18 protein-coding genes are annotated in these 19,110 nt (G+C 41.4%); 7 read left to right on the top strand and 11 right to left on the bottom strand.

Annotation, left to right across the window (positions count from 1 at the left end; all coding sequences use genetic code 11):
• Positions 1-181 precede the first annotated feature (181 nt).
• Entirely contained in the window at positions 182-874 is a 693-nt protein-coding gene (locus tag ACHSBP_RS14975; RefSeq protein ID WP_100915469.1) for a potassium channel family protein, read from the top strand.
• On the opposite strand, the gene ACHSBP_RS14970 is transcribed toward ACHSBP_RS14975, so the two are convergent.
• From ACHSBP_RS14970 to ACHSBP_RS14960, 3 genes are all read right to left on the bottom strand, one after another.
• Complete coding sequence (locus tag ACHSBP_RS14970) at positions 871-2,649, bottom strand: hypothetical protein (RefSeq protein WP_395389407.1); 1,779 nt, start codon at positions 2,647-2,649, stop codon at positions 871-873. The genes ACHSBP_RS14975 and ACHSBP_RS14970 overlap by 4 nt on opposite strands.
• Before the next feature lie 388 nt (positions 2,650-3,037).
• A complete protein-coding gene (locus ACHSBP_RS14965; protein ID WP_395389405.1) occupies positions 3,038-6,196 on the bottom strand; it encodes an efflux RND transporter permease subunit in 3,159 nt (1,052 codons plus the stop codon).
• A gap of 3 nt (positions 6,197-6,199) precedes the next feature.
• Positions 6,200-7,399 carry an efflux RND transporter periplasmic adaptor subunit gene (locus ACHSBP_RS14960; RefSeq protein WP_395389402.1) on the bottom strand — a complete coding sequence of 400 codons (1,200 nt, stop codon included), beginning with the start codon at positions 7,397-7,399 and terminating at the stop codon, positions 6,200-6,202.
• A gap of 237 nt (positions 7,400-7,636) precedes the next feature.
• Here ACHSBP_RS14960 and ACHSBP_RS14955 point away from each other — a divergent pair, with 237 nt between their 5' ends.
• Complete coding sequence (locus tag ACHSBP_RS14955) at positions 7,637-7,927, top strand: YkgJ family cysteine cluster protein (protein ID WP_105172687.1); 291 nt, start codon at positions 7,637-7,639, stop codon at positions 7,925-7,927.
• A 74-nt stretch (positions 7,928-8,001) separates the two neighbouring features.
• On the opposite strand, the gene ACHSBP_RS14950 is transcribed toward ACHSBP_RS14955, so the two are convergent.
• Positions 8,002-8,565, bottom strand: a complete 564-nt coding sequence (locus ACHSBP_RS14950; protein ID WP_010558856.1) for a DUF4136 domain-containing protein — start codon at positions 8,563-8,565, stop codon at positions 8,002-8,004.
• Between the two features lie 132 nt (positions 8,566-8,697).
• On the opposite strand from ACHSBP_RS14950, the gene ACHSBP_RS14945 reads away from it, so the two are divergent.
• The 3 genes from ACHSBP_RS14945 to ACHSBP_RS14935 all read left to right on the top strand — a co-directional run bounded on the left by ACHSBP_RS14945 (position 8,698) and on the right by ACHSBP_RS14935 (position 11,649).
• Positions 8,698-9,741: a PLP-dependent cysteine synthase family protein gene (locus ACHSBP_RS14945; RefSeq protein ID WP_395389398.1), complete on the top strand. Its 1,044-nt coding sequence runs from the start codon at positions 8,698-8,700 to the stop codon at positions 9,739-9,741.
• Positions 9,742-9,808: 67 nt separating this feature from the next.
• A complete protein-coding gene (locus ACHSBP_RS14940; RefSeq protein WP_010558858.1) occupies positions 9,809-11,167 on the top strand; it encodes a Na+/H+ antiporter NhaC family protein in 1,359 nt (452 codons plus the stop codon).
• Positions 11,168-11,298: 131 nt separating this feature from the next.
• A complete protein-coding gene (locus ACHSBP_RS14935; RefSeq protein WP_105172690.1) occupies positions 11,299-11,649 on the top strand; it encodes a VOC family protein in 351 nt (116 codons plus the stop codon).
• 68 nt (positions 11,650-11,717) lie between these two features.
• Here the strand turns inward: ACHSBP_RS14935 and ACHSBP_RS14930 are convergent, their stop codons facing one another.
• The 7 genes from ACHSBP_RS14930 to ACHSBP_RS14900 form a co-directional block, all read right to left on the bottom strand.
• A complete protein-coding gene (locus ACHSBP_RS14930) occupies positions 11,718-12,017 on the bottom strand; it encodes a DUF3088 family protein (protein ID WP_395389395.1) in 300 nt (99 codons plus the stop codon).
• A gap of 25 nt (positions 12,018-12,042) precedes the next feature.
• Positions 12,043-12,441, bottom strand: a complete 399-nt coding sequence (fos, locus tag ACHSBP_RS14925; RefSeq protein WP_395389393.1) for a fosfomycin resistance glutathione transferase — start codon at positions 12,439-12,441, stop codon at positions 12,043-12,045.
• Positions 12,442-12,495: 54 nt separating this feature from the next.
• On the bottom strand, positions 12,496-13,284 hold the full coding sequence (locus ACHSBP_RS14920) for a motility protein A (RefSeq protein WP_395389390.1): 789 nt from the start codon (positions 13,282-13,284) through the stop codon (positions 12,496-12,498).
• 8 nt (positions 13,285-13,292) lie between these two features.
• The gene (locus ACHSBP_RS14915; protein WP_395389388.1) at positions 13,293-14,126 is read right to left on the bottom strand and encodes a flagellar motor protein MotB; all 834 of its coding nucleotides are present in this window, start codon (positions 14,124-14,126) and stop codon (positions 13,293-13,295) included.
• Positions 14,127-14,146: 20 nt separating this feature from the next.
• A complete protein-coding gene (locus ACHSBP_RS14910) occupies positions 14,147-14,881 on the bottom strand; it encodes a hypothetical protein (protein WP_395389385.1) in 735 nt (244 codons plus the stop codon).
• Between the two features lie 12 nt (positions 14,882-14,893).
• Complete coding sequence (locus ACHSBP_RS14905; protein WP_010558865.1) at positions 14,894-15,229, bottom strand: PadR family transcriptional regulator; 336 nt, start codon at positions 15,227-15,229, stop codon at positions 14,894-14,896.
• Positions 15,230-15,492: 263 nt separating this feature from the next.
• Positions 15,493-16,014, bottom strand: a complete 522-nt coding sequence (locus ACHSBP_RS14900) for an NADPH-dependent FMN reductase (RefSeq protein ID WP_010558866.1) — start codon at positions 16,012-16,014, stop codon at positions 15,493-15,495.
• 112 nt (positions 16,015-16,126) lie between these two features.
• Between ACHSBP_RS14900 and ACHSBP_RS14895 the strand changes: the two genes are divergently transcribed.
• Complete coding sequence (locus tag ACHSBP_RS14895; RefSeq protein ID WP_105172696.1) at positions 16,127-17,020, top strand: LysR family transcriptional regulator; 894 nt, start codon at positions 16,127-16,129, stop codon at positions 17,018-17,020.
• A 144-nt stretch (positions 17,021-17,164) separates the two neighbouring features.
• On the top strand, positions 17,165-18,913 hold the full coding sequence (locus ACHSBP_RS14890; RefSeq protein WP_395389381.1) for an amidohydrolase: 1,749 nt from the start codon (positions 17,165-17,167) through the stop codon (positions 18,911-18,913).
• The last annotated feature ends 197 nt before the right edge of the window (positions 18,914-19,110 follow it).

The raw sequence follows: 19,110 nt of genomic DNA, 5'->3' as shown, positions 1-19,110 counted from the left end.
TCTTTTGAGCGCACTTTTCTCATTGTTGCTCGATATTCGCTTAGATTACTAGGCCACACATCGAGCGCCGCGATAAAAGCACGCTCAAACAGAACAAAAATAGAACAGCAAAGATCAACAGACCCTAGTTAAACAACGCGCCTATAGACCGTTTATTGTATCAACGCTCAAAGGAATTAATATGAGCCAACGAGATAACTTTCTTTATCTAACTATCGCCTTAACTTTGCTACTGTTTGGTACAGCACTGTGTCACCAATTTTTCAGCAGTAAAATGCAACATATGATGCAATCATGCACCATGTTTACTTTGGTAATTTCGGTGTGGGGCGTTGATTCAAGTAATCAGTTGTTTAAATATAAGATGTTGTTTCCGTTTGTGATTATCGCATTTTCTTGGCTAACTTTGTTTATTGATAGTGTGATGGGCGATAATGTCACATTGGGCTTAATGCTTGTTTTCTTTACATTTACTGCAATAAAAACGGCAAAACAGGTGCTGTTTTCAGGTGTTGTAGACGGCAACAAAATTCTTGGCGCAATTTGCCTCTATTTTATGATGGGTATTATTTGGGCGATTATTTATAGCCTTATCCATATTAACTTTATGCCAGCGTTTAATAACGTACCCTCGACCATCAAGTGGTTCGCGTTATTTCCAGAGTTTATTTATTTCTCTTTTGTTACGTTAACCACGCTGGGTTTTGGTGATATTGCCCCTAATATTCCAATTTCTAGGGTGTTTGTGTATTTTGAAGCAGTGGTAGGGCAGTTATACCTTACAATATTAGTTGCCAGTTTAGTTGGTTCACGACTAAATATAATGCACCAAAATCACCTTTCGATGACAAAAAAACACGATAATGATGCTTAGTGTGCGTCGCTTACGCCCTGACATTGTATTACTTTGAGTGAACCTGCTTTTTCAGCGGCTAATTCGGGGTGTAACTCTATTAGCTTTTGGTAAATTTCCGGTAAGGTCAGCTTAATGCGGTACATTTCGTCTAGGTGGCGCGCTTTTAGTTTTGCACCGTTGTTAATAAGTGCATCGACAACACTAATCCATTGATCTGATGCACGGTTTTCTTTTAAAAAATGTAACATTTTCAGTAGCGGATCCGGATGGCGCTCGCTGTGTTGCTGCACATAACCACGATTTATTAATTCGACGGTTAGGCTTGGATTGATAAACATCAGGTTATACACCACACTTTCACCGCGTTGATTTGGCTTATCGATATTGCCCATGCGATCAAGCATACGCAGTGCATCTTCGCTGTTAAGGCGCTGAATTACGGCAACGGCATTGGCATCTTTCGGATAAAGCCCTTGCGTGACTAGCGCATCAATGATTGCGACACGTTGACTATGCATCGGCCTTGAATAAATTAATAAATACGCAAGTTCACGTTCGAACTCAGGCTTTTTAGCAAGGTATTCATGGATCAAAGTAAGATCCGCTCGTTTTACCTGCTCTGCATTATTTAGATTACTAAGGTCGATACCCGCCGCTAAAAACTGAGCTGATAATTCAGAAAATAACGCCAGCATGCCAATCTCTTTAGCTTGTTCTGACAGCAAGCGGTCGCAACTCGGGTGGTCGTAATCAAGGGTCGATGCATCCACATACGTAACATTTATTTGGCTGTCGATTTCGGCCACATCGTAAAGCTGACAAACATTTTGTTCACTGAGACTCAGTTTTTCTTTTTCGATAATATTTGCGATACGGGTTTTTAATTCATCACTTTCAACAACTGGTTTTGCGCTAACTGTCGCACCTTTGATTATCTCGGCGAATTGCTTATTGATACCGCCAATGCGCGCTAGCACAATAGACTTTGTTTCTTCGCTGTCTAATTGTTCAATCAGTAATAAACGAGATAGCACTTTATTGGCAACATCGGGCGGTAATCCGCTTAGCAAATAAGATAGTTGGTGTGACGTAATCAATTTGTTTGGAACAGGGTTAAGTGAGTAGTAACTATCGTAAAGTAACAGCAATTGATCAAAATCGGGCTTTGGGTTATCAATATTGATTGCTTGTAAAAATGCTTGTTGCAGTATATCGGCTGCGATATCAGGGTAACGCTCTGCTTGTTCGCGATAGCTTTCTATAAAGTCGTTTTTAATCGCGTGCTGACGCCATTTTAAAAAGTGTAAACGGTGTTTATTTTTCGCGTAATCATTAAAAGTTAATTCATTGAGGTATTGTTGGCTTTTACTCAGATTACTTTCGTTAAACGATGACACCAGCTTTAAGTCGCGCTTAAAACGCTGTGCGGCGTTTTTTGATACTGTCGTTTCAAGTGCATGAATTATGGTTTGTGGGTTTTGCCCTTGTAGTTTCCAAGCTACAGCAAGCGTACTTAAATAACCTTTTTTGTCACGCTCAAATTTGGCAATGTAGCGTGTTTGGTCCTTGCAATAACTATTTTTAGCTGAATCTTCCGCTATTACGGTTTTTGTGTGTGTCTGTGCTTTTTCGGGGGCGGCTTTTACCTGTTCCAGTATTATTTCATCGGTAATCTGTGTGTTAGGTAAAGCGTGATCAATTTCTGGTGTAGGCAGTGAATAAAAGTTGGCAAACCATATAAGTACGCCAAGTAGCACAATAATTAAGGTTATTACGCTGTACTTTTTTACCACATTCTCTTCCATAAATCGTTAATTTGCAGTCTGACGGGTGCTGTCTTTCTAAATACAACTGTTAGTAGTACCTAGATGACTGCAACTTTACCGACAGTATAAGGAATATTTTTATTATTTAAACTGTTATACCAATTCACTTAAGTAGCTAATCATCCTAGCGGGCTAAATATCATGCTAACTACGTTAGAATTTATCAATGTAGAACAACTACATAAGAAAAATTCCGCCTTGTTACCATTTCATTTATCCAGCGCTATCCCTGATCACATACTTAACAGAATTGGTATTATGAGCTGTTGAATGATCAAAATACGTTTAACAAAATTAGTATTTAGTAAATAAAAAGCCCACAACAGGTGTGGGCTTTGGTTGGTTAGACAAGTAATCAGATTTTTACAGTAGCGTCGTCATCAATGTCTGATTGAGAAATTTCCTTTTTCTCTTTGTCTCGTCTAAAAAGACCTTTTATATCTTCAAGTGCAACGTATTGGCATGGGATCAGCACTAGGGTGATAACCGTTGCGAATAACACACCAAATGCGAGTGATACTGCCATTGGCACCACAAGTTGTGCCTGTAAGCTGGTTTCACTCAAAATTGGAATAAGACCAATAAATGTCGTTGCTGAAGTCAGTAAGATAGCGCGGAAGCGTTTACAACCAGCGTCAACCACAGCATCTTTAATGGCAACACCTTGCTTACGAGCATTGTTAACAAAGTCCACCATAACCAGCGAGTCATTTACTACCACACCTGCTGCGGCAATAATACCGAACATCGACAGGGCACTCATGGTCATGCCAAGGACCATATGGCCGAACATTGCGCCAATAATGCCAAATGGAATAACCGACATAATTAACAGCGGCTGCGAGTAAGAGCGCAGTGGAATTGCCAGTAAGCTGTAAATTACCATTAATGAAATAATGAAGTTCTTAATTTGCTCCATCATTGAGTCCATTTCTTCTTGCACGCGACCCGTTAAGTTGGTGCTAATACCTGGGAACTTCTCAAGTAATGTTGGAATGTACTCTTCACGAATATCTTCTGCGACTTTAAATGGTTCAACCTGCTCTGCATCAATGCTGGCCCATACATTAATTGTACGGCGCGCATTTTCACGGCGAATACGGCTAACACCTTCAACCAATTTTACTTCAGCGACTTCTGATAGCAGTACCTCAGCACCTTGTGGCGTGATAATGCGTACATCGTGAATACGGCTGATTGCGTTGCGTTCTTGCTCCGGGTAGCGGATCATTACGCGTACCTCTTCGCCGTCACGTAAAATACGTTGTGCTTCTAAGCCGTAAAAACTAAAGCTTACTTGAGACGCAACATCCGCTAAGGTTAAGCCTAAGCTGTAGGCAACTGGTTTCAGTTCAAACTGCACTTCATCGGTCGCTGTTTGCATTGAATCATTTACATCGCCCACGCCTTTAATGGTATTTAGATGTGTTTTTAACTCTGCAGCAGCTAAGCGCAGCTCTTCCATATCTTTGCCTTCAAGGCGGAAACTAATATCGCCGTCGTCACGTTGGTTGCCACCAATGCTGTCGCGAATATTTAAGTTTTTAACCGCGGCAAAATCGGGCATTTTACTACGCCAGCGATCGGCAAGTTCAAAGGTATCCATCGGACGTAGTTCAGGATCAACTAGTTTTGCCATAATCTCAGCATTGGTACGGCCTTCTAAGCGTACTGAGATTGCTTCAATCATTTTTTGACCGTGCTCTTGTTCAATCAGCTTGTCTTCGTTCAAAATCAATTGCTCAATCTTCAGCGCCGTATCAAGTGTTGTGCGCTCGGCAGTTGCTTGTTCCATCTCAATGTTGATATTAGCGAAATCGTGCGGCACTTTAGGATTGGCAACAAATTTAACAAAGCCACCTGCAAATAGACCTCCACTAATAATCATTAAGCCAACGAAAGCGAAGATAACCGGGTAGCGGAACTCAATAAATTTAACAATCATTGGACGGTAGCTGTTATCAATAAAGCGTTTTAAACCACCATCTAACCCTTCACGCATACGGTGTAGTGGGTTTTTAGGGTTATGCGGCTTTAATCTCATTTTTGCTAAGTGAGCAGGCAAAATCAGCTTTGATTCAATCAGTGAAAAGATTAAGCATAAAATGATTACGCCACCAATGGATTTTGATACCGCAGCTTCAGGGCCGCTATCTAGCATCATTGGTAAGAATGCTGCAATGGTGGTGAGTACACCAAAGGTAGCAGGCACTGCCACGCGTTTTACGCCACGAATAACGTTATCGGTTGAGTGGCCGTGTTTTTCAATTTCACTGTGCGCTGATTCCCCGATGACAATGGCGTCATCCACCACGATGCCGAGTACCAGAATAAAGGCAAAAAGCGACATAATATTAATGGTGATATCAAGGCCGCCAAGTGGCATAACTAACAATGCACCTAAGAACGACACGGGTAATCCCATCATTACCCAAAACGCCAGTTTAATGCGAAGGAATAATGCTAAGCTCAGGATAACCAACAAGCCACCCCATGCCATATTTTCAATCATCATGTTTAAACGACCTTCAAGGTAATAGGTCATATCAACAAATGATTCTAACGTTACGCCTTCAGGCAGCTCTTTTGCTTTCTTTTCTAAGTAGGTGTTAATAGTTGCAGCAACTTTTGTGATGTCTTGATCTTCTGACGCACCAATAAAGAAAGTACGCGAGTTGTCGCCATTAAATTTAGAAAATTGAATGCCTTCTTGAAAGCCATCGTTAACTGTTGCAACGTCACCAAGTAAAATCTGGCTGCCATCGGCTAAGCTAACCAGCGGGAGTTTTTCAAACTCTTTGCCGCGATAGGCTTGGTTTTCAACACGCATTGAAATGTAGCCGTTTTCAGCACGAATTTGACCTGCCGACATATTAGCTGACGATGCACGCACAGCATTGGCAACATCTCTAAACGTTAGGCCGTATTCACGTAGTTTATCAGGGCTAATTTCTATGCCAATTTCATAGTTTAAGCCACTGTAGTACTCGGCAATATTAATGCCAGGTAATGCTAATAGTTCATCATGAATTTTGTAGCCTAAATCTTTTAGTTCGCGTTGCGAAAGCGGGCCATGTAGTGATAAAAACATCACTTCTTGACGGTACTTTTCTTTTGCAACAATAGGGCGTTCCATACCATCTGGGAAGGTTGAGATGGAGTCGATTTGCATCTTAACTTCATCGAGTACTTCTTTGGCATCGTAACTTTCGTCAATTCGGATCCACGATTGCGAGAAGCCGCGATTAGAGTAGGTGATAAGGCGCTCTATGCCTTGCATACCCTCTAATGCTTCTTCAATTTTCATGGTTATGCCTTCTTCTACCTCTTGGGCGGCAGCGCCAGGGTAGGCAACTTGAACTGACATCCAGTTAATTTCAAATTGCGGGAACATTTGTTTGCGAATGGTCATAGCGGTAAATAAACCACCGACCAAAATAATGATCATTAGCAGGTTTGCAGCAACAGGGTTGCGAGTAAACCATGCAATGATACCTTTATTTGTATCAATCATGGTTTAGTCCTCGTTTTTCATTGCTAGTTCTGCAACAGGCTTTGCAGGCTTGATATCGCTTGCGAGTGCTGCGTTGGCAAGTTTCATCCCTACTTTAGGGCGCTTAATATTAGACGCGATAATTTGCTCATTATCGCCCAAGTCGCCTTTAACAATTAGATCACGGCCTTCTTCACGTAGTACTTCAACGCTGCGATATGCCAGCACGCCGTCTTCTAACACCGCAACTTTACCATCTTTAACAAGGTGTGACTTAACGCGGCTTACGCCTTCAATTGATAAGCCTGAAATTGCTGCATTTACATAAGAACCATAACGCAGTGGTGTATTGTTAGATTCTAAACCATATGGGTCTTTAATTTCTGCGACTAAATAAGACATTCGGCTTTTGTTATCCACTTGGCCTTCGCTACGTACAATTTTTGCTTGCCAATGGTGCAGTTTGCCTTGGTAATTTGTAACAAGATCAACCTCAGCGTTTAAACCGCCTTGCATTAAGAATTGTAGTTCTTTATCCGCTACGGGCAGGCGCACTTCGGCAAAATCGGTGCTACTTAATTCTCCGATTGGGCTTCCTGAATTTACTACTGAGCCAAGGGCTACTGAGCGCGCGGTAATAATTGCGTCGTAAGGTGCTTTGATGTAAGTACGCTCAAGGTTGCGTTTTGCACGTTTAACACCGGCTTCTGCTGCACGGTAGCGCGCTACTTTTTCCGCAAGTTGTGGTTTACGCAAATAAAGTTCGGTTGGCACAAATTCGTTTTTGGCACTTTCTTTAATACGTTCCCATTCGGATTCGGCAACGCGCTTTTGTGCTCGTTCTAATTCAAGTGCTGCGCGCGCTTGCGCGAGACTTGCTTCAGCTTCTGTCAGCGCTGCTTCGTAATCGTTTGGATCGATACGGGCAATCACTTCGCCTTGCTTAACAAAGCCACCTTTAACAAAGGCATCTGAAATTTCAGTTACTTGGCCGGTTACTTGCGCAGTAAGTGAGGTTTGATACTTAGGGTTAACTAACCCGTAAGAATTAACGTTTAGTGTGATGGTTTCAACACTGTTATCTTCAACGACAACAACAGGAATTGAATCTTTTTCTTCTTTTTTTTCCGGTGGTTTTTTCATTGCACCTAAACCTGCTGCAACGCCAACTGACCCTAGCAAAACAGCTAGGGTGATCCCGGTGAGTTTTAATTTGCTCGCCATTGTAAATCCCTACATTTTTCTATTGATGACGACGTTACTATAGAGAAGAGAATGTTTACGAAGATGAGCTAGATGTAACAAACTATGTGTAATTTTTGATAATGATTTTTAATACGCTTATAAGTATATGAAATACCTAGTTTCTAAATGTTATCTAAAGATAGCCTAAAAACATGTTTTGTTACACTTTATCAGGCCGTTGGCACTTGAAGTGACGCTATCGCAAGCCTAGGCAGAATGTTTTATAATGCGAGCCGAGAAACAAAAGGGGTTTTAAACGTGGAGTGTCGATTAGGGTGTGGTGCGTGCTGCATTGCGCCAAGTATTTCATCATCAATACCGGGTATGCCAATGGGTAAACCTGCGGGTGTGCGTTGTGTGCAACTGGACGAAAATAACTTATGTCGATTATTTGGAGATAAAACCCGCCCTAAAGTCTGTTTAGACTTTAAGCCGACACATGATGTGTGTGGTGACACCAATGACGATGCAATGAAAATTATTAGCTATCTTGAAGGTGCAACCTAATTCGCTTTCACCAATTGGACATGCCCTTAATAACAAAAAAGCCATCATTGATGGCTTTTTTGTGTCCGCTTACCCTACATTAATTCAGGTGGGAAGTTTGATAGAATTTCAGCGATCAGCTCGTTGGCTGCTTTTGTACGTTGTTCTGGCGATTGATTTTTAGTTAACTTACCGCCTTTTGCACCACGCCAAACAAGGGCTTTTTCGTTGCGGTCAATAACATCTAACACCAGCGTACCCACTTCATATTCGCGAGTTGATGTATGGGTTTCCATTCCTACACCCCAGTAACCCCAGCGCGCGCTGTACGGGTAACCCATACCGGTATTGTATGAAATGGTGTCGGTACTAATTTTCTTTTCAACTGATGCGTGGTAGTTAATCAGTACGTCAGCTGAGTCGGTTGATGTTTGGGTAAAGCCTTTTGCTTTTAATTCTCGTGCAACTGCTGCACGCACACGTTGTTCCATTAGCGGGCTAATTTGGTAATTAGTGGTGTTTTTAGCAAGATCGGCGTTATCAACAAAGGCAAATGTTTTATAGTTTGCAAAATTTGCTGTGCGGTCATAGTCCCAATCAGGGGTTTTTGCACAGGCAGCTAACAGTAACACGCCACATGCGATTAGTAGGTTTTTCATAATCAAGCTCCTTGGCCAGCTAACGAAGTTGTGTTTTGTTTAAGAAAGATAACATAGATTTTAGGAACTGTAATCTCTATGCTAATGGTAAGACTACAGTTTTTATCTTAATAGACAATGAATAGGGATAAAATGAATAACAATTGGACAAAACAGGCATTTGCTAAAATTGCCGCCGATTATACCCGCTCTGCGGATACCCATTTAATTCCATTTAATTTAACGGCATTTCCTAATATTGAGTTTTATTTAAAAGATGAAAGCACGCACCCAACAGGATCACTAAAGCATCGTTTAGCACGTTCATTGTTTTTGTATGCGCTTAGCAATGGTTGGATCAATGAAAATACACCGATTATTGAATCTTCAAGCGGTTCAACGGCGGTTTCTGAGGCTTATTTTGCAAAATTACTCGGTTTACCTTTTATTGCAGTTATGGCAAAAACCACTGCGAAAGAGAAAATAAAACAAATCGAGTTTTATGGTGGAAAATGCCATTTAGTTGAAAATACCACACAGATTTATGCCGAATCACAACGTTTAGCTGATGAGCTTGGTGGCCATTATATGGATCAATTTACTTATGCGGAGCGGGCAACCGATTGGCGTGGTAACAACAATATTGCTGAGAGTATTTTTTCGCAAATGGCTAAAGAGCCAAACCCTATTCCACGCTGGATAGTGATGAGTCCAGGTACCGGCGGTACATCGGCAACAATTGGTCGTTACGTGCGCTATCAAGGTGTTGATACACAATTGTTGGTAGTAGACCCAGATAACTCGGTATTTTATGACTTTTATAAACATGGTGATAACACGCTGACAAATCAAACGGGTAGTCGTATTGAAGGCATTGGTCGCCCGCGAGTAGAGCCCTCATTTGTTCCCGGTGTGATTGACGATATGTTAAAAGTGCCTGATGGACAAAGTATTGCGGCGATGATGTGGCTAACCAAGTTACTCGGTCGAAAAGTTGGCCCTTCAACAGGCACTAATCTTGTTGGCATGTTACACCTAGCAAAACAAATGCATCAAGCAGGGCAGTCGGGCTCTATCGTAAGTTTGATTTGTGATAGTGGCGAGCGTTATTTAAACACCTATTACGATAACGATTGGCAACAAGGGCATATTCCGATAGATGCTAACTATCAAAATTGGCTCAGTACCTTGGTTTAGTGCATTTTTTTGCAATTATGTTTTTAACTGTTCAAAATAAGCCGCTTATTGCGTGCTGAGAATAATAATGAACGATTCAATTTATACCATTATCCCGCCAATTGTGGCGATATTAGTTGCCATTTGGCGCAAAAGTGCAATTCAAGCCCTAGTGGTCGGGTTAGTACTTACATACTTTATGTCATCAAATTTTGCGCCATTAACAAGTGTCAGCGCGATGACTACAGGCGTGATTGATGTCGCAACATCCACCTATAACCAACGCATTATTATATTTAGTTTATTGATTGGTGCGGTGCTTGCGCTGGTAAATGCCAGTGGTGGTGTGGCTGGCTTTATTAATGCGCTGAATAAAAAGCATTGGGTTGATAACGATAGAAAAGCCGCGATGGTTCCGACTTTGATCGGGTCGTCCATCTTTACCGATACTAATTTAAGTATGTTTACCGCGGGTCTTGCGTCACAAAGTATTTTTGATAAATACAAATTATCGCGTGCGCGTCTTGCTTTTATTCTCGATTCCACCTGTTCGCCAATTAGTATTTTATTGTTGATTAATGGCTGGGGCGCATACATTTTAGGCTTGCTTGATGGATATAATTTATCGGATGAAGTGGGCGTTTTGATCAGCACCATAGGTTATAACTTTTATCCGATTATCGTTATTTGTGTGGTGTATTACACGGCGTTAAGCGGACGCGTGTTTGGCCCTTTAAAAGCGGCCAGCAGCAAGGTCGAATCAAAATTTGAACAAAATGATACGATTGGCAAAGCGCGATACCTTGTTATTCCGATGCTTGGCATTATTTTTATTACCTTGGGTTTACTCTATTACACAGGTGACGGAGACTTACGCCGCGGCAGTGGTTCGTTCTCGGTGCTTTGGGCTGTGGTGACGAGTTACCTTTTACTTGTGTTTATGTTGTTACTTGATAAGGTGTTTTCAATTAAACATCTGTTATCGCACAGCCTGAAAGGTATTAAAAACTTAGTGCCAGCGGTTGCGGTGTTAGTGTTGTCGTTTGCCTTTGGCGATGCGGTAAAAGCCTTTGGCACAGGCACTTATGTTAGCGGCCTTATGAGCTCTGAAGTATCAATGCTTTGGATTGCACCGTTACTGTTTATTACTGCAGGTATTATGGCATTTGCTACGGGCACATCGTGGGGAACCTTTGCCATTTTATTTCCAATTGCCTTACCTATTGCATTACAAACAGGCATTGAACCGGCGTTTTTATTAGCAGCCGTTTTGGGCGGCGGGGTATTTGGCGATCACGCTTCACCTATTTCAGATTCGACTATAGTGGCGTCTATCGCCAGTGGGTGCGATCATATTGAGCACGTTAAAACCCAGTTACCGTATTGTTTGGTGATTGCTGCAATCAGTTTATTACTGTACGTTGTGGTAGGCAGTTTTATAATTTGATCTGGACTTGGTACAACAAATTATCAAGCGAGAAGGTTTAAACCAAAAAATCTATCTATGGCAAATTGGTAGTTAACGTATTAAGCCAAGTTCAGGTTATTTAGTATTTTTAGCGAAGACACGGAGGCCGTATGCAACACGAAAAAATAAATTATCTTGAGTTTCCAGCCAGCGACTTATCACAGGTAAAAGCGTTTTTTAATGCTGTTTTTGCCTTTGAATTTACCGACTACGGGCCAGAATATACCGCGTTTAATAATGCCGGTATTGATGGTGGCTTTTATTTAAGTGACAACGCTATGACGGTAGCTAAAGGCTCAGCATTAGTGGTGTTTTACAGTGCAAATTTGGCTGAAACCCAAGACAAAATTACCGCAGCTGGCGGCAAAATTGTAGTGGAAACATTTGAGTTTCCAGGCGGAAAACGTTTTCACTTTAGCGATCCTTGTGGCAACGAATTTGCTGTGTGGAGCGACAAATAGCACACTAACTCCATAAATAACGAGGCATACTTAAATCAAATAAAGTGTGCCTCGTTTTTGTATCTTATTTATGGATGCGCCGCAGCGCCACCAAACTCGTTCGCTAGATGGTTGATAATAGCTACTGGATCGGTGATGGTACGCTTGTTTTCTAGAATAAGCACTGGCAACCACTGATTTTCTTCGCCAAGTAATTCAACCACTTGCTGTCTTGGTTTAGCAAAATCAATGCGGCGAATATCTAGGCGTTCTTGCCAATGCGGATTAAACTGTAGTGCACCCTCTATCATCGCACAATGAGAGCATACCCACATTTTTCCAGGTCCATCTTCAAATGGCATAGTTAAAATAAATAAAATTGGTTTCAATGTTTACTCCATTAAATCTAAACGTTTATAACCATTCAAGGTTATCGTAAGGGCGTAGTTTGAGTGCTTGCAGGCGCGTTTTCAACGAGCCAACATGCACTTCTAATTGGTGACCATCGGGGTCTAAAAAGTAAAGCGAGTCGCCTTCACTTTTATTATTCTTCCAAAGGGGAATATTGTGCTCTGCTATTCGCGTTTTAAACTTATCAAAGTCCGCTTTAGCAATATCAAATGCAATGTGCGAATAGTCAGTTCGGGTTGAGGGTGTATCAACACTTAAGCAAAACCATAAATCGCCTACAGATAAGTATGCGCCGTGTTGCCATTTCACATGCCCTTTGAAACCGAGTACATCGATGTAAAATTCAAGGGAGCGAGCTAAATCGCTCACCGCAATAGTGATATGATTTAAGCCTAAAATCATTGTTGGCCAACCTATAATTGGTTATGTTATCAGCGATTTACTATATCAAAATGATTATTGGCTGGCGCTATTTTTTTCATCAACAAAGCTTGCATTAGATATTAAATCTTCATCTAAGTAGCCAGCTAACAAATTCATCATGGTTTTTGGGTTATCCCCTTTGGCAATATGCATCACACCATCACGCACTAAGCACATATGGTGCTTTATCTCTTCTGCGCGCTCGCCCAGTTTATTAGCGAAAGGGCCTGTGATGCCATTGGCAATCAGTGCGCCATAAAGGGTCGTTAATAACGCGACTGACATTTGCGGCCCGATGGTTTTTGGGTCGTCCATTGCAATTAGCATCGCAACTAAGCCAATTAATGTCCCTATCATGCCCATAGCAGGGGCAAGTTCGGTAAAACTGTTCATTACTTTAATGGCATCGTTGTTATTTTGGCGAGTATGCAAAATATCGCGATTCATTGTAAACTCAATGGCTTCAGGGTTATGACCATCGACAAGTAAGTTAATTGCTTTAGCCATAAACGGATCGTTTATCGGTTTCTCTTCTAACCCTAGAAAGCCACTTTTACGGGCAACTTCAGCTAATTCAACGAGTTCATCCATGGTGTTAAAGAGATCGGGTGTGGTTTTAGAAAACACCCATTTAATGTGTTTTATAGCAGCGATAAATTTAGATAAGCGATAACTTAGCATTACCGCACCTAAAGTTCCGCCAAGTACAATGCAAATGGATGATAGATTTGCGTATGCCTCTGGTGCTGCGCCGCTGGCAAAAATGCCAAAAATCAGTGCTAAAATGATGATTGAAAGGCCAAAGCCACTTGCTGAATCCATGGGTTTTCCTAAAAAGATTGAGAAGATTGAGAAGGTTGAAGTTCGACCGCGTTGCCTTGTGAAATTGCAATTTCAACGCGACGATTTTTAGCTCTATTTTGTTGCGATGTGTTGGGCAGCAAAGGCTTAGTATCGGCATAAGCCGCTATATGCAAGCGGTTACTGTTAAGATAACTTGAGCCGAGTAAGGTTTGCAGCACGGCATTTGCACGCTTTGATGATAATTCCCAATTATTGGCATGCAGTTCATTACTTACGTGTAAGTCATCACTGTGGCCCGAAACGGAAATTTGCCCCGGAATACGCGCAAGTTGCTCGGCTATCGTCGTTAAAACGGGTTTGAATCGCGGTTGCAAAAAGCTTGACCCAGACGGAAAACTACCGCGCTCGTTTAATCGAATAATCAGTTGCTGCCCGAGCATTTCAAGTTCAATTAGTTCGTTGTCAATTTCGCTTTTAAGTAAGTGCTCTAAGGTTTCTTTTAACTTTAGATTGATTTTAGCTACATCACTTTCAGCTTTTTGCGTTTGTAAGTCACGTTGTTCATTTTCAGTTGTAAGCTGTTGCACAGACTGTATTGGTGTGGGTTCTGGTTTTCCAGGCGAAAACTCGGTAGCGATAACCGACGTGCCTTTAGGTATATCCTGTAACATCACTTCTGATTGCACACCAAAGGCTTTTTTCATTGAGCCCGCAATGTGTTTAAACTTTTCGACATCCATCACTGAATAAGACAACAGCAATACAAAAAAGCACATCAGAAGCGACATTAAATCAGCAAACGTCGTCATCCAATTAGGCGCACCTTTGGCTTTTTCATCTACAAATTCGTGGTTTTCCATGACGATACTTCTTGCGTTATTTAACTGTTGGATTGCCAGACTTTGTTGTGTTCGACGTGTAAGCGTTTCGCAATAAAATAACAGCTTGGCAGCACTAAATAGAACACATTGAGCAACATACAAGCCAGTACAGGGCCGGTTTGCGTTGCCGCGTAATCGTGATTGCTAAGTAAATACATACCGTACAAGTAGGGCACACACACCATTAATAATGACGCGATGCAAAGTAGTTGCATTGATGCGGTTTTACTTAAATAACGAATAGCAAAGAGGGATGCTGTCGCCATCATCACAGCCGGAAAATCAATAAACAGTTTTATAAACGACCAAATGCCATCATCGACACTTTTCATCACATATTCAGGTGTGCCTGACCAAAATGCCCCTTCGAGCAAGGCGAGGTGGATATTGCCATTTAACAGTGAGTGCCAAAAACCGTCACTAAAGCCGTCAACGTTATCCATGCTACTTAACCACATTACCAAGAGGGCAATAATTGTAAAAATGCTAAGTCCGATACTAAAAATAATGCCTTTAATAACATTCGCGTTAGTAACTAGGCGATGAAACGCCGTTTGACCTGAAAGATAGGTTTGATGCCAAAACCAGCAATTTGCAACCGATGGGTTTTGCGTTTGCAGTAGAAAATACTCTTCGTACAAGTCGCCTAATAGGGTATTTTGATGGTGTTTTGGTGTAAAGCGCGCAATTAGCCAAGCAGCGAGCTTAGGTGGATTTACATTGTTTTTAGCCATGGTGTTCACCGTTTATACTTCAAAGGGCTGATTTGGCACGTGCTGCCAAAGGGTATCCATAGCATCTTTTGCCCGCTGTAACGCTTTTAATCCATCATTCGTTACTTTAAAAAAGCGCTTCGGGCGACCGCCGCGCTCAGGTGTTGCTTCTCCTAGTTTTGATGACACTAGGCCCTTTTTCTCTAGCCGTTCAAGGGTGGCGTAAAGTGCACCCAGAGCAACAGTGCGTTTAATTTGTTGGTCTAAAAGTTGACGAATAGCCGCGCCATAAGCGTTTTCTTTTAGTTGTAATAAGGCGAGTAAAACCATTTGCTCAAACTCACCTAAAAATTTATCACTTTTACCCACAAACCACCTATGGACACTATCAAGGCTTAATTTACTACAAAATAGTTTTTTAAACTGAAAGATGCAAATGGTTTTTACTATTTTGTAGTAAAAAATGGCAGGCAAGCTAAAAGCGTGGTTTTAAAAGTAACGTGAGTTTGGGTTAGAAGTTGAAAAATTACTTCAGAGTATCAAACGCTCAGCATAAAAAAACAGGTGCAATGCACCTGTTGAAGGGGAGGGTGTTTTAACCTCACAATAAAACGTAAGTGTTACGTTTTTAATTAACCAAGCTGCGCCATAATGGTAGATAATTTGTCAGCGAATTCACTGTTGGTAATTTGACCTTTCTCTACATCAAAGTTATCGAAAAAGCTTGGTAGTGAAAAACTGCCTTTAACGTCCATCGCAAAGAAACCTGCAGAGCCTGTTGCTGCGCCTAACACACTTTGTGCGCCGCCAGGGCCTGGCGATGATGCCATTAATACAACTGGCTTATCTTGGTACACTTTCATATTAATGCGTGATGTCCAATCGAATAGGTTTTTATACGCTGCTGTGTAAGAGCCGTTATGCTCAGCAAATGAAATTACAACGGCATCTGCTTCACCAATTTTTTTGTAAAAGGTTTGTGCTTGCTCTGGAATGCCACCTTGTTGTTCACGATCTTGGCTGTAAATTGGCATTTCAAAGTCGTTTAAATCTAAAATCTCAACGTCTGCATCTACTAATGATGATGCGTATTGTACTAGTTGCTTGTTAATTGATTGGCTATTGTTTGTTGCTGCGAATGCTAATAATTTCATAATGCTCTCCGACACGAATTCTAATTAAGTAGTTACCTTGACTTGTTGAATATAAGGTTATATTAATTCCTTTACGATATTAATACATATAAAATTAAAATACTGTTTCCATATGGCTAATAATATATTTGATGGTATTCCCATCTTTGTGCAAGTGGTAAAACTGGGTGGTTTTGGTGCAGCTGCTGAGGCGATGAATCATTCAAACTCTCATGTTAGTAAAGTAATCAGTAAGTTAGAAGAGCGTGTAGGCGTGCGCTTATTAAATCGAACCACACGCTCTATTTCACTTACGCCTGAGGGGCAAGTGTTTTTTAATCACTGCGAGCAGCTGGTGAATGATACTGAGCAGGCATTGCAATCGATCTCCCCAAGTGATGAAAAACCAAAAGGCAGTTTAAAAGTGAGCTGTCCGCTTGGCTTGAGTAAAGGGTTGTTACAGCCTGCATTGTCGGAATATTTGTCGCTTTATCCCAATGTCAGTTTAGAGTGGAATATCAGTGACGAAAAAGTCGATTTGATTAACGAAGGCTACGACCTAGCTATTCGCGCAACGCCCGCACTAGACGATTCCACGTTAATTTGTAAACGTTTAACCAGTTACCCAACTTATACGGTGATAAGTAAAAAATACATTGAGCGTTATGGTAAACCTCATCATCCGCGTGAGCTGTCTAATCATCACTGCATTTGTTATAGCAATTTAAAAAAGGCCGACAAATGGGACTTTATCGATAAAAATGGCAGTGAGTTTACGGTACCTGTTAAAGAACGTATTCGCAGTAATAACGGCCATATGGAATTGGCAATGGCGTTAGACGGCCATGGCATTGTGCGCTTGCCCGAATTTTTTTTAGCAGAGGCGTTGCAGAATGACGATATTGAAGTACTGTTTACCGATTTTCCAACGACGGAAGTTCATGTGTATGCGGTATATCCGAGTCGTAAGCATTTATCGCCGAAAGTTAGAAAGTTTGTTGAGCTACTACAAGAAAAGCTAACTTGAGAGACCGACAGCCGCTAATTTTTGTTCTTAAATAACAACCGCTTAAATAATTTGTTCCCTTTTTGAATGAGATGCGGTTTACTGGTTTTAGTGAGTGCGAATTGATAAAACAAGTTCACAAGCTTAAGTAAAGGAGAGTACGTTATGAAATGGCATTGGATGATAGCAGGCGCTGTTGGGCTTACACTTACAGGCTGTTTTTCAGAAAAACCAACACAAAGTGAGGCAGTTTCAAAACCGCTTGCAGTAACAGCAGCCGATAGAATTTACTTTGGTGGTGACATATTAACTATGGAAGGTGATACGCCTCAATACGCAGAAGCAATCGCAACCCTTGGCGAAAAAATCATTTTTGTCGGTGATAAAAAAAGTGCTATGGCGCATAAGTTTGGTATAACTGCACTGATCGATTTAAAAGGTAAGGCACTGTTACCGGGGTTTATTGACCCGCATAGCCATGTTTATGGTGTAGGGCTTCAAGCCGTGGTGGCCAATGTTTTACCGCCGCCTGATGGAAAAGCAAATACAGTAGACAGCATTATTGAGATATTAAAAGCGGCCGACCAAGAGCAAACGCAACGCTTATTTATCGAGAAAACAGGTTGGATTTTAGGCTTTGGCTATGACGATGCAGAACTTGATCGCTATCCTACTAAAGATGACCTGGACAAGGTAAGTACCGACAAGCCGGTGTTGATTGTGCATACTTCGGGCCATTTAAGTGTGGCAAATAGTAAGGCACTTGAATTAAGCGGAATTAACGCAGAGTCACCTAATCCAGAGGGCGGTGTTATTCGCCGTATTGAAGGTAGCAAAGAGCCAAACGGTGTGCTTGAAGAAAACGCGCACTTTGCAGTGTTATTTAGCCTCAATAAACTCATCGATCAAAGCTTGCAAGATACTATGTTAGAAGCTGCGCAAAAGATGTATGCTAAATTTGGTTACACCACCGCGCAAGAGGGCCGTGCAACCACTGATGGTTATCAAGCGCTTAAACGCGCATCAACCAAAGGGCAACTGCTAATAGATGTTGTTGCATATGCAGATATGGTAACGAGCAGTGACTTTATGACCTCGCTATACAACGCGCCAACGTACACAAATCATTTTCGCATAGGTGGTGTTAAATTAAATTTTGATGGTTCACCACAAGGCAAAACAGCGTGGTTAACACAGCCGTATTTTCATCCACCTCATGGGCAAAATAATGAGTATGTTGGCTACCCAACATTTAAAGATGATACAGCCTATAACTATGTTGAAACCGCTTTTAAAAATGATTGGCAAGTATTGACCCACGCCAATGGTGATGCGGCAATTGAACAATTTATTACTGCTGTAGAAAAAGCTAACAGCAAACTTGGCAAAAAAGACCGTCGCCCGGTATTAATTCATGGCCAAACAATACGACAAGATCAAGTAGCACGATTAAAAGATGCAGGTATTTTCCCTGCGCTATTCCCAATGCATACCTTTTATTGGGGTGACTGGCATCGCGACTCGGTGTTAGGTCTTCCGCGAGCTGATTTTATTTCGCCAACTAACGCTATACTCGATGCGGGAATGGTTTTTAGTAGCCACCACGATGCGCCTGTCGCATTGCCAAGCTCATTTAGAGTACTGGATGCCACAGTAAATCGCACTACGCGCACACATAAAGTGCTTGGACCCGAACAGCGTGTAGATGCCTACACAGGTTTAAAATCAATGACGCTTTGGCCTGCCTATCAGCACTTTGAAGAACACAGTAAAGGTAGTTTAAAAGAGGGCAAACAGGCTGACTTAATTATTTTGAACAAAAACCCGCTTAAAGTAGCACCTGAAACGTTAAAAGATTTACAGGTGATTGAAACCATTAGCCGCGGTGACACCGTTTATCGTCGTAGCGAGTAAAACTCGCTTTTTATAGGTTATATAATATGGTTGAATCTAAAATTATTCGGTCAATAGTCAACCGTACTTACAATGCTTAAGGCGGATTATGAGTACGATGACTCACTTATATGCATAGTGAAATAAGACTTATTGCAGTTGAAAGATAAAATACCGTAATACATTTTTTAAATAAAAAATTGACGTAAGGAAACATT

Source organism: Pseudoalteromonas sp. XMcav1-K (genome assembly GCF_044005875.1).
GTDB lineage: Bacteria > Pseudomonadota > Gammaproteobacteria > Enterobacterales > Alteromonadaceae > Pseudoalteromonas > Pseudoalteromonas spongiae.
This window is presented reverse-complemented; position numbering and strand designations above follow the sequence as displayed.

Bases quoted from the DNA above. Each gene is read 5' to 3' on its own strand.
- ACHSBP_RS14960 (WP_395389402.1), bottom strand. From the start codon at position 7,399: ATGGCGAGCAAATTAAAACTCACCGGGATCACCCTAGCTGTTTTGCTA.
- ACHSBP_RS14920 (WP_395389390.1), bottom strand. From the start codon at position 13,284: ATGGATTCAGCAAGTGGCTTTGGCCTTTCAATCATCATTTTAGCACTG.
- ACHSBP_RS14915 (WP_395389388.1), bottom strand. From the start codon at position 14,126: ATGGAAAACCACGAATTTGTAGATGAAAAAGCCAAAGGTGCGCCTAAT.
- ACHSBP_RS14890 (WP_395389381.1), top strand. From the start codon at position 17,165: ATGAAATGGCATTGGATGATAGCAGGCGCTGTTGGGCTTACACTTACA.
- ACHSBP_RS14965 (WP_395389405.1), bottom strand. From the start codon at position 6,196: ATGATTGATACAAATAAAGGTATCATTGCATGGTTTACTCGCAACCCT.
- ACHSBP_RS14975 (WP_100915469.1), top strand. From the start codon at position 182: ATGAGCCAACGAGATAACTTTCTTTATCTAACTATCGCCTTAACTTTG.
- ACHSBP_RS14955 (WP_105172687.1), top strand. From the start codon at position 7,637: ATGTTTTATAATGCGAGCCGAGAAACAAAAGGGGTTTTAAACGTGGAG.
- ACHSBP_RS14900 (WP_010558866.1), bottom strand. From the start codon at position 16,014: ATGAAATTATTAGCATTCGCAGCAACAAACAATAGCCAATCAATTAAC.
- ACHSBP_RS14910 (WP_395389385.1), bottom strand. From the start codon at position 14,881: ATGGCTAAAAACAATGTAAATCCACCTAAGCTCGCTGCTTGGCTAATT.
- fos (WP_395389393.1), bottom strand. From the start codon at position 12,441: ATGATTTTAGGCTTAAATCATATCACTATTGCGGTGAGCGATTTAGCT.
- ACHSBP_RS14940 (WP_010558858.1), top strand. From the start codon at position 9,809: ATGAACGATTCAATTTATACCATTATCCCGCCAATTGTGGCGATATTA.
- ACHSBP_RS14950 (WP_010558856.1), bottom strand. From the start codon at position 8,565: ATGAAAAACCTACTAATCGCATGTGGCGTGTTACTGTTAGCTGCCTGT.
- ACHSBP_RS14945 (WP_395389398.1), top strand. From the start codon at position 8,698: ATGAATAACAATTGGACAAAACAGGCATTTGCTAAAATTGCCGCCGAT.
- ACHSBP_RS14935 (WP_105172690.1), top strand. From the start codon at position 11,299: ATGCAACACGAAAAAATAAATTATCTTGAGTTTCCAGCCAGCGACTTA.
- ACHSBP_RS14895 (WP_105172696.1), top strand. From the start codon at position 16,127: ATGGCTAATAATATATTTGATGGTATTCCCATCTTTGTGCAAGTGGTA.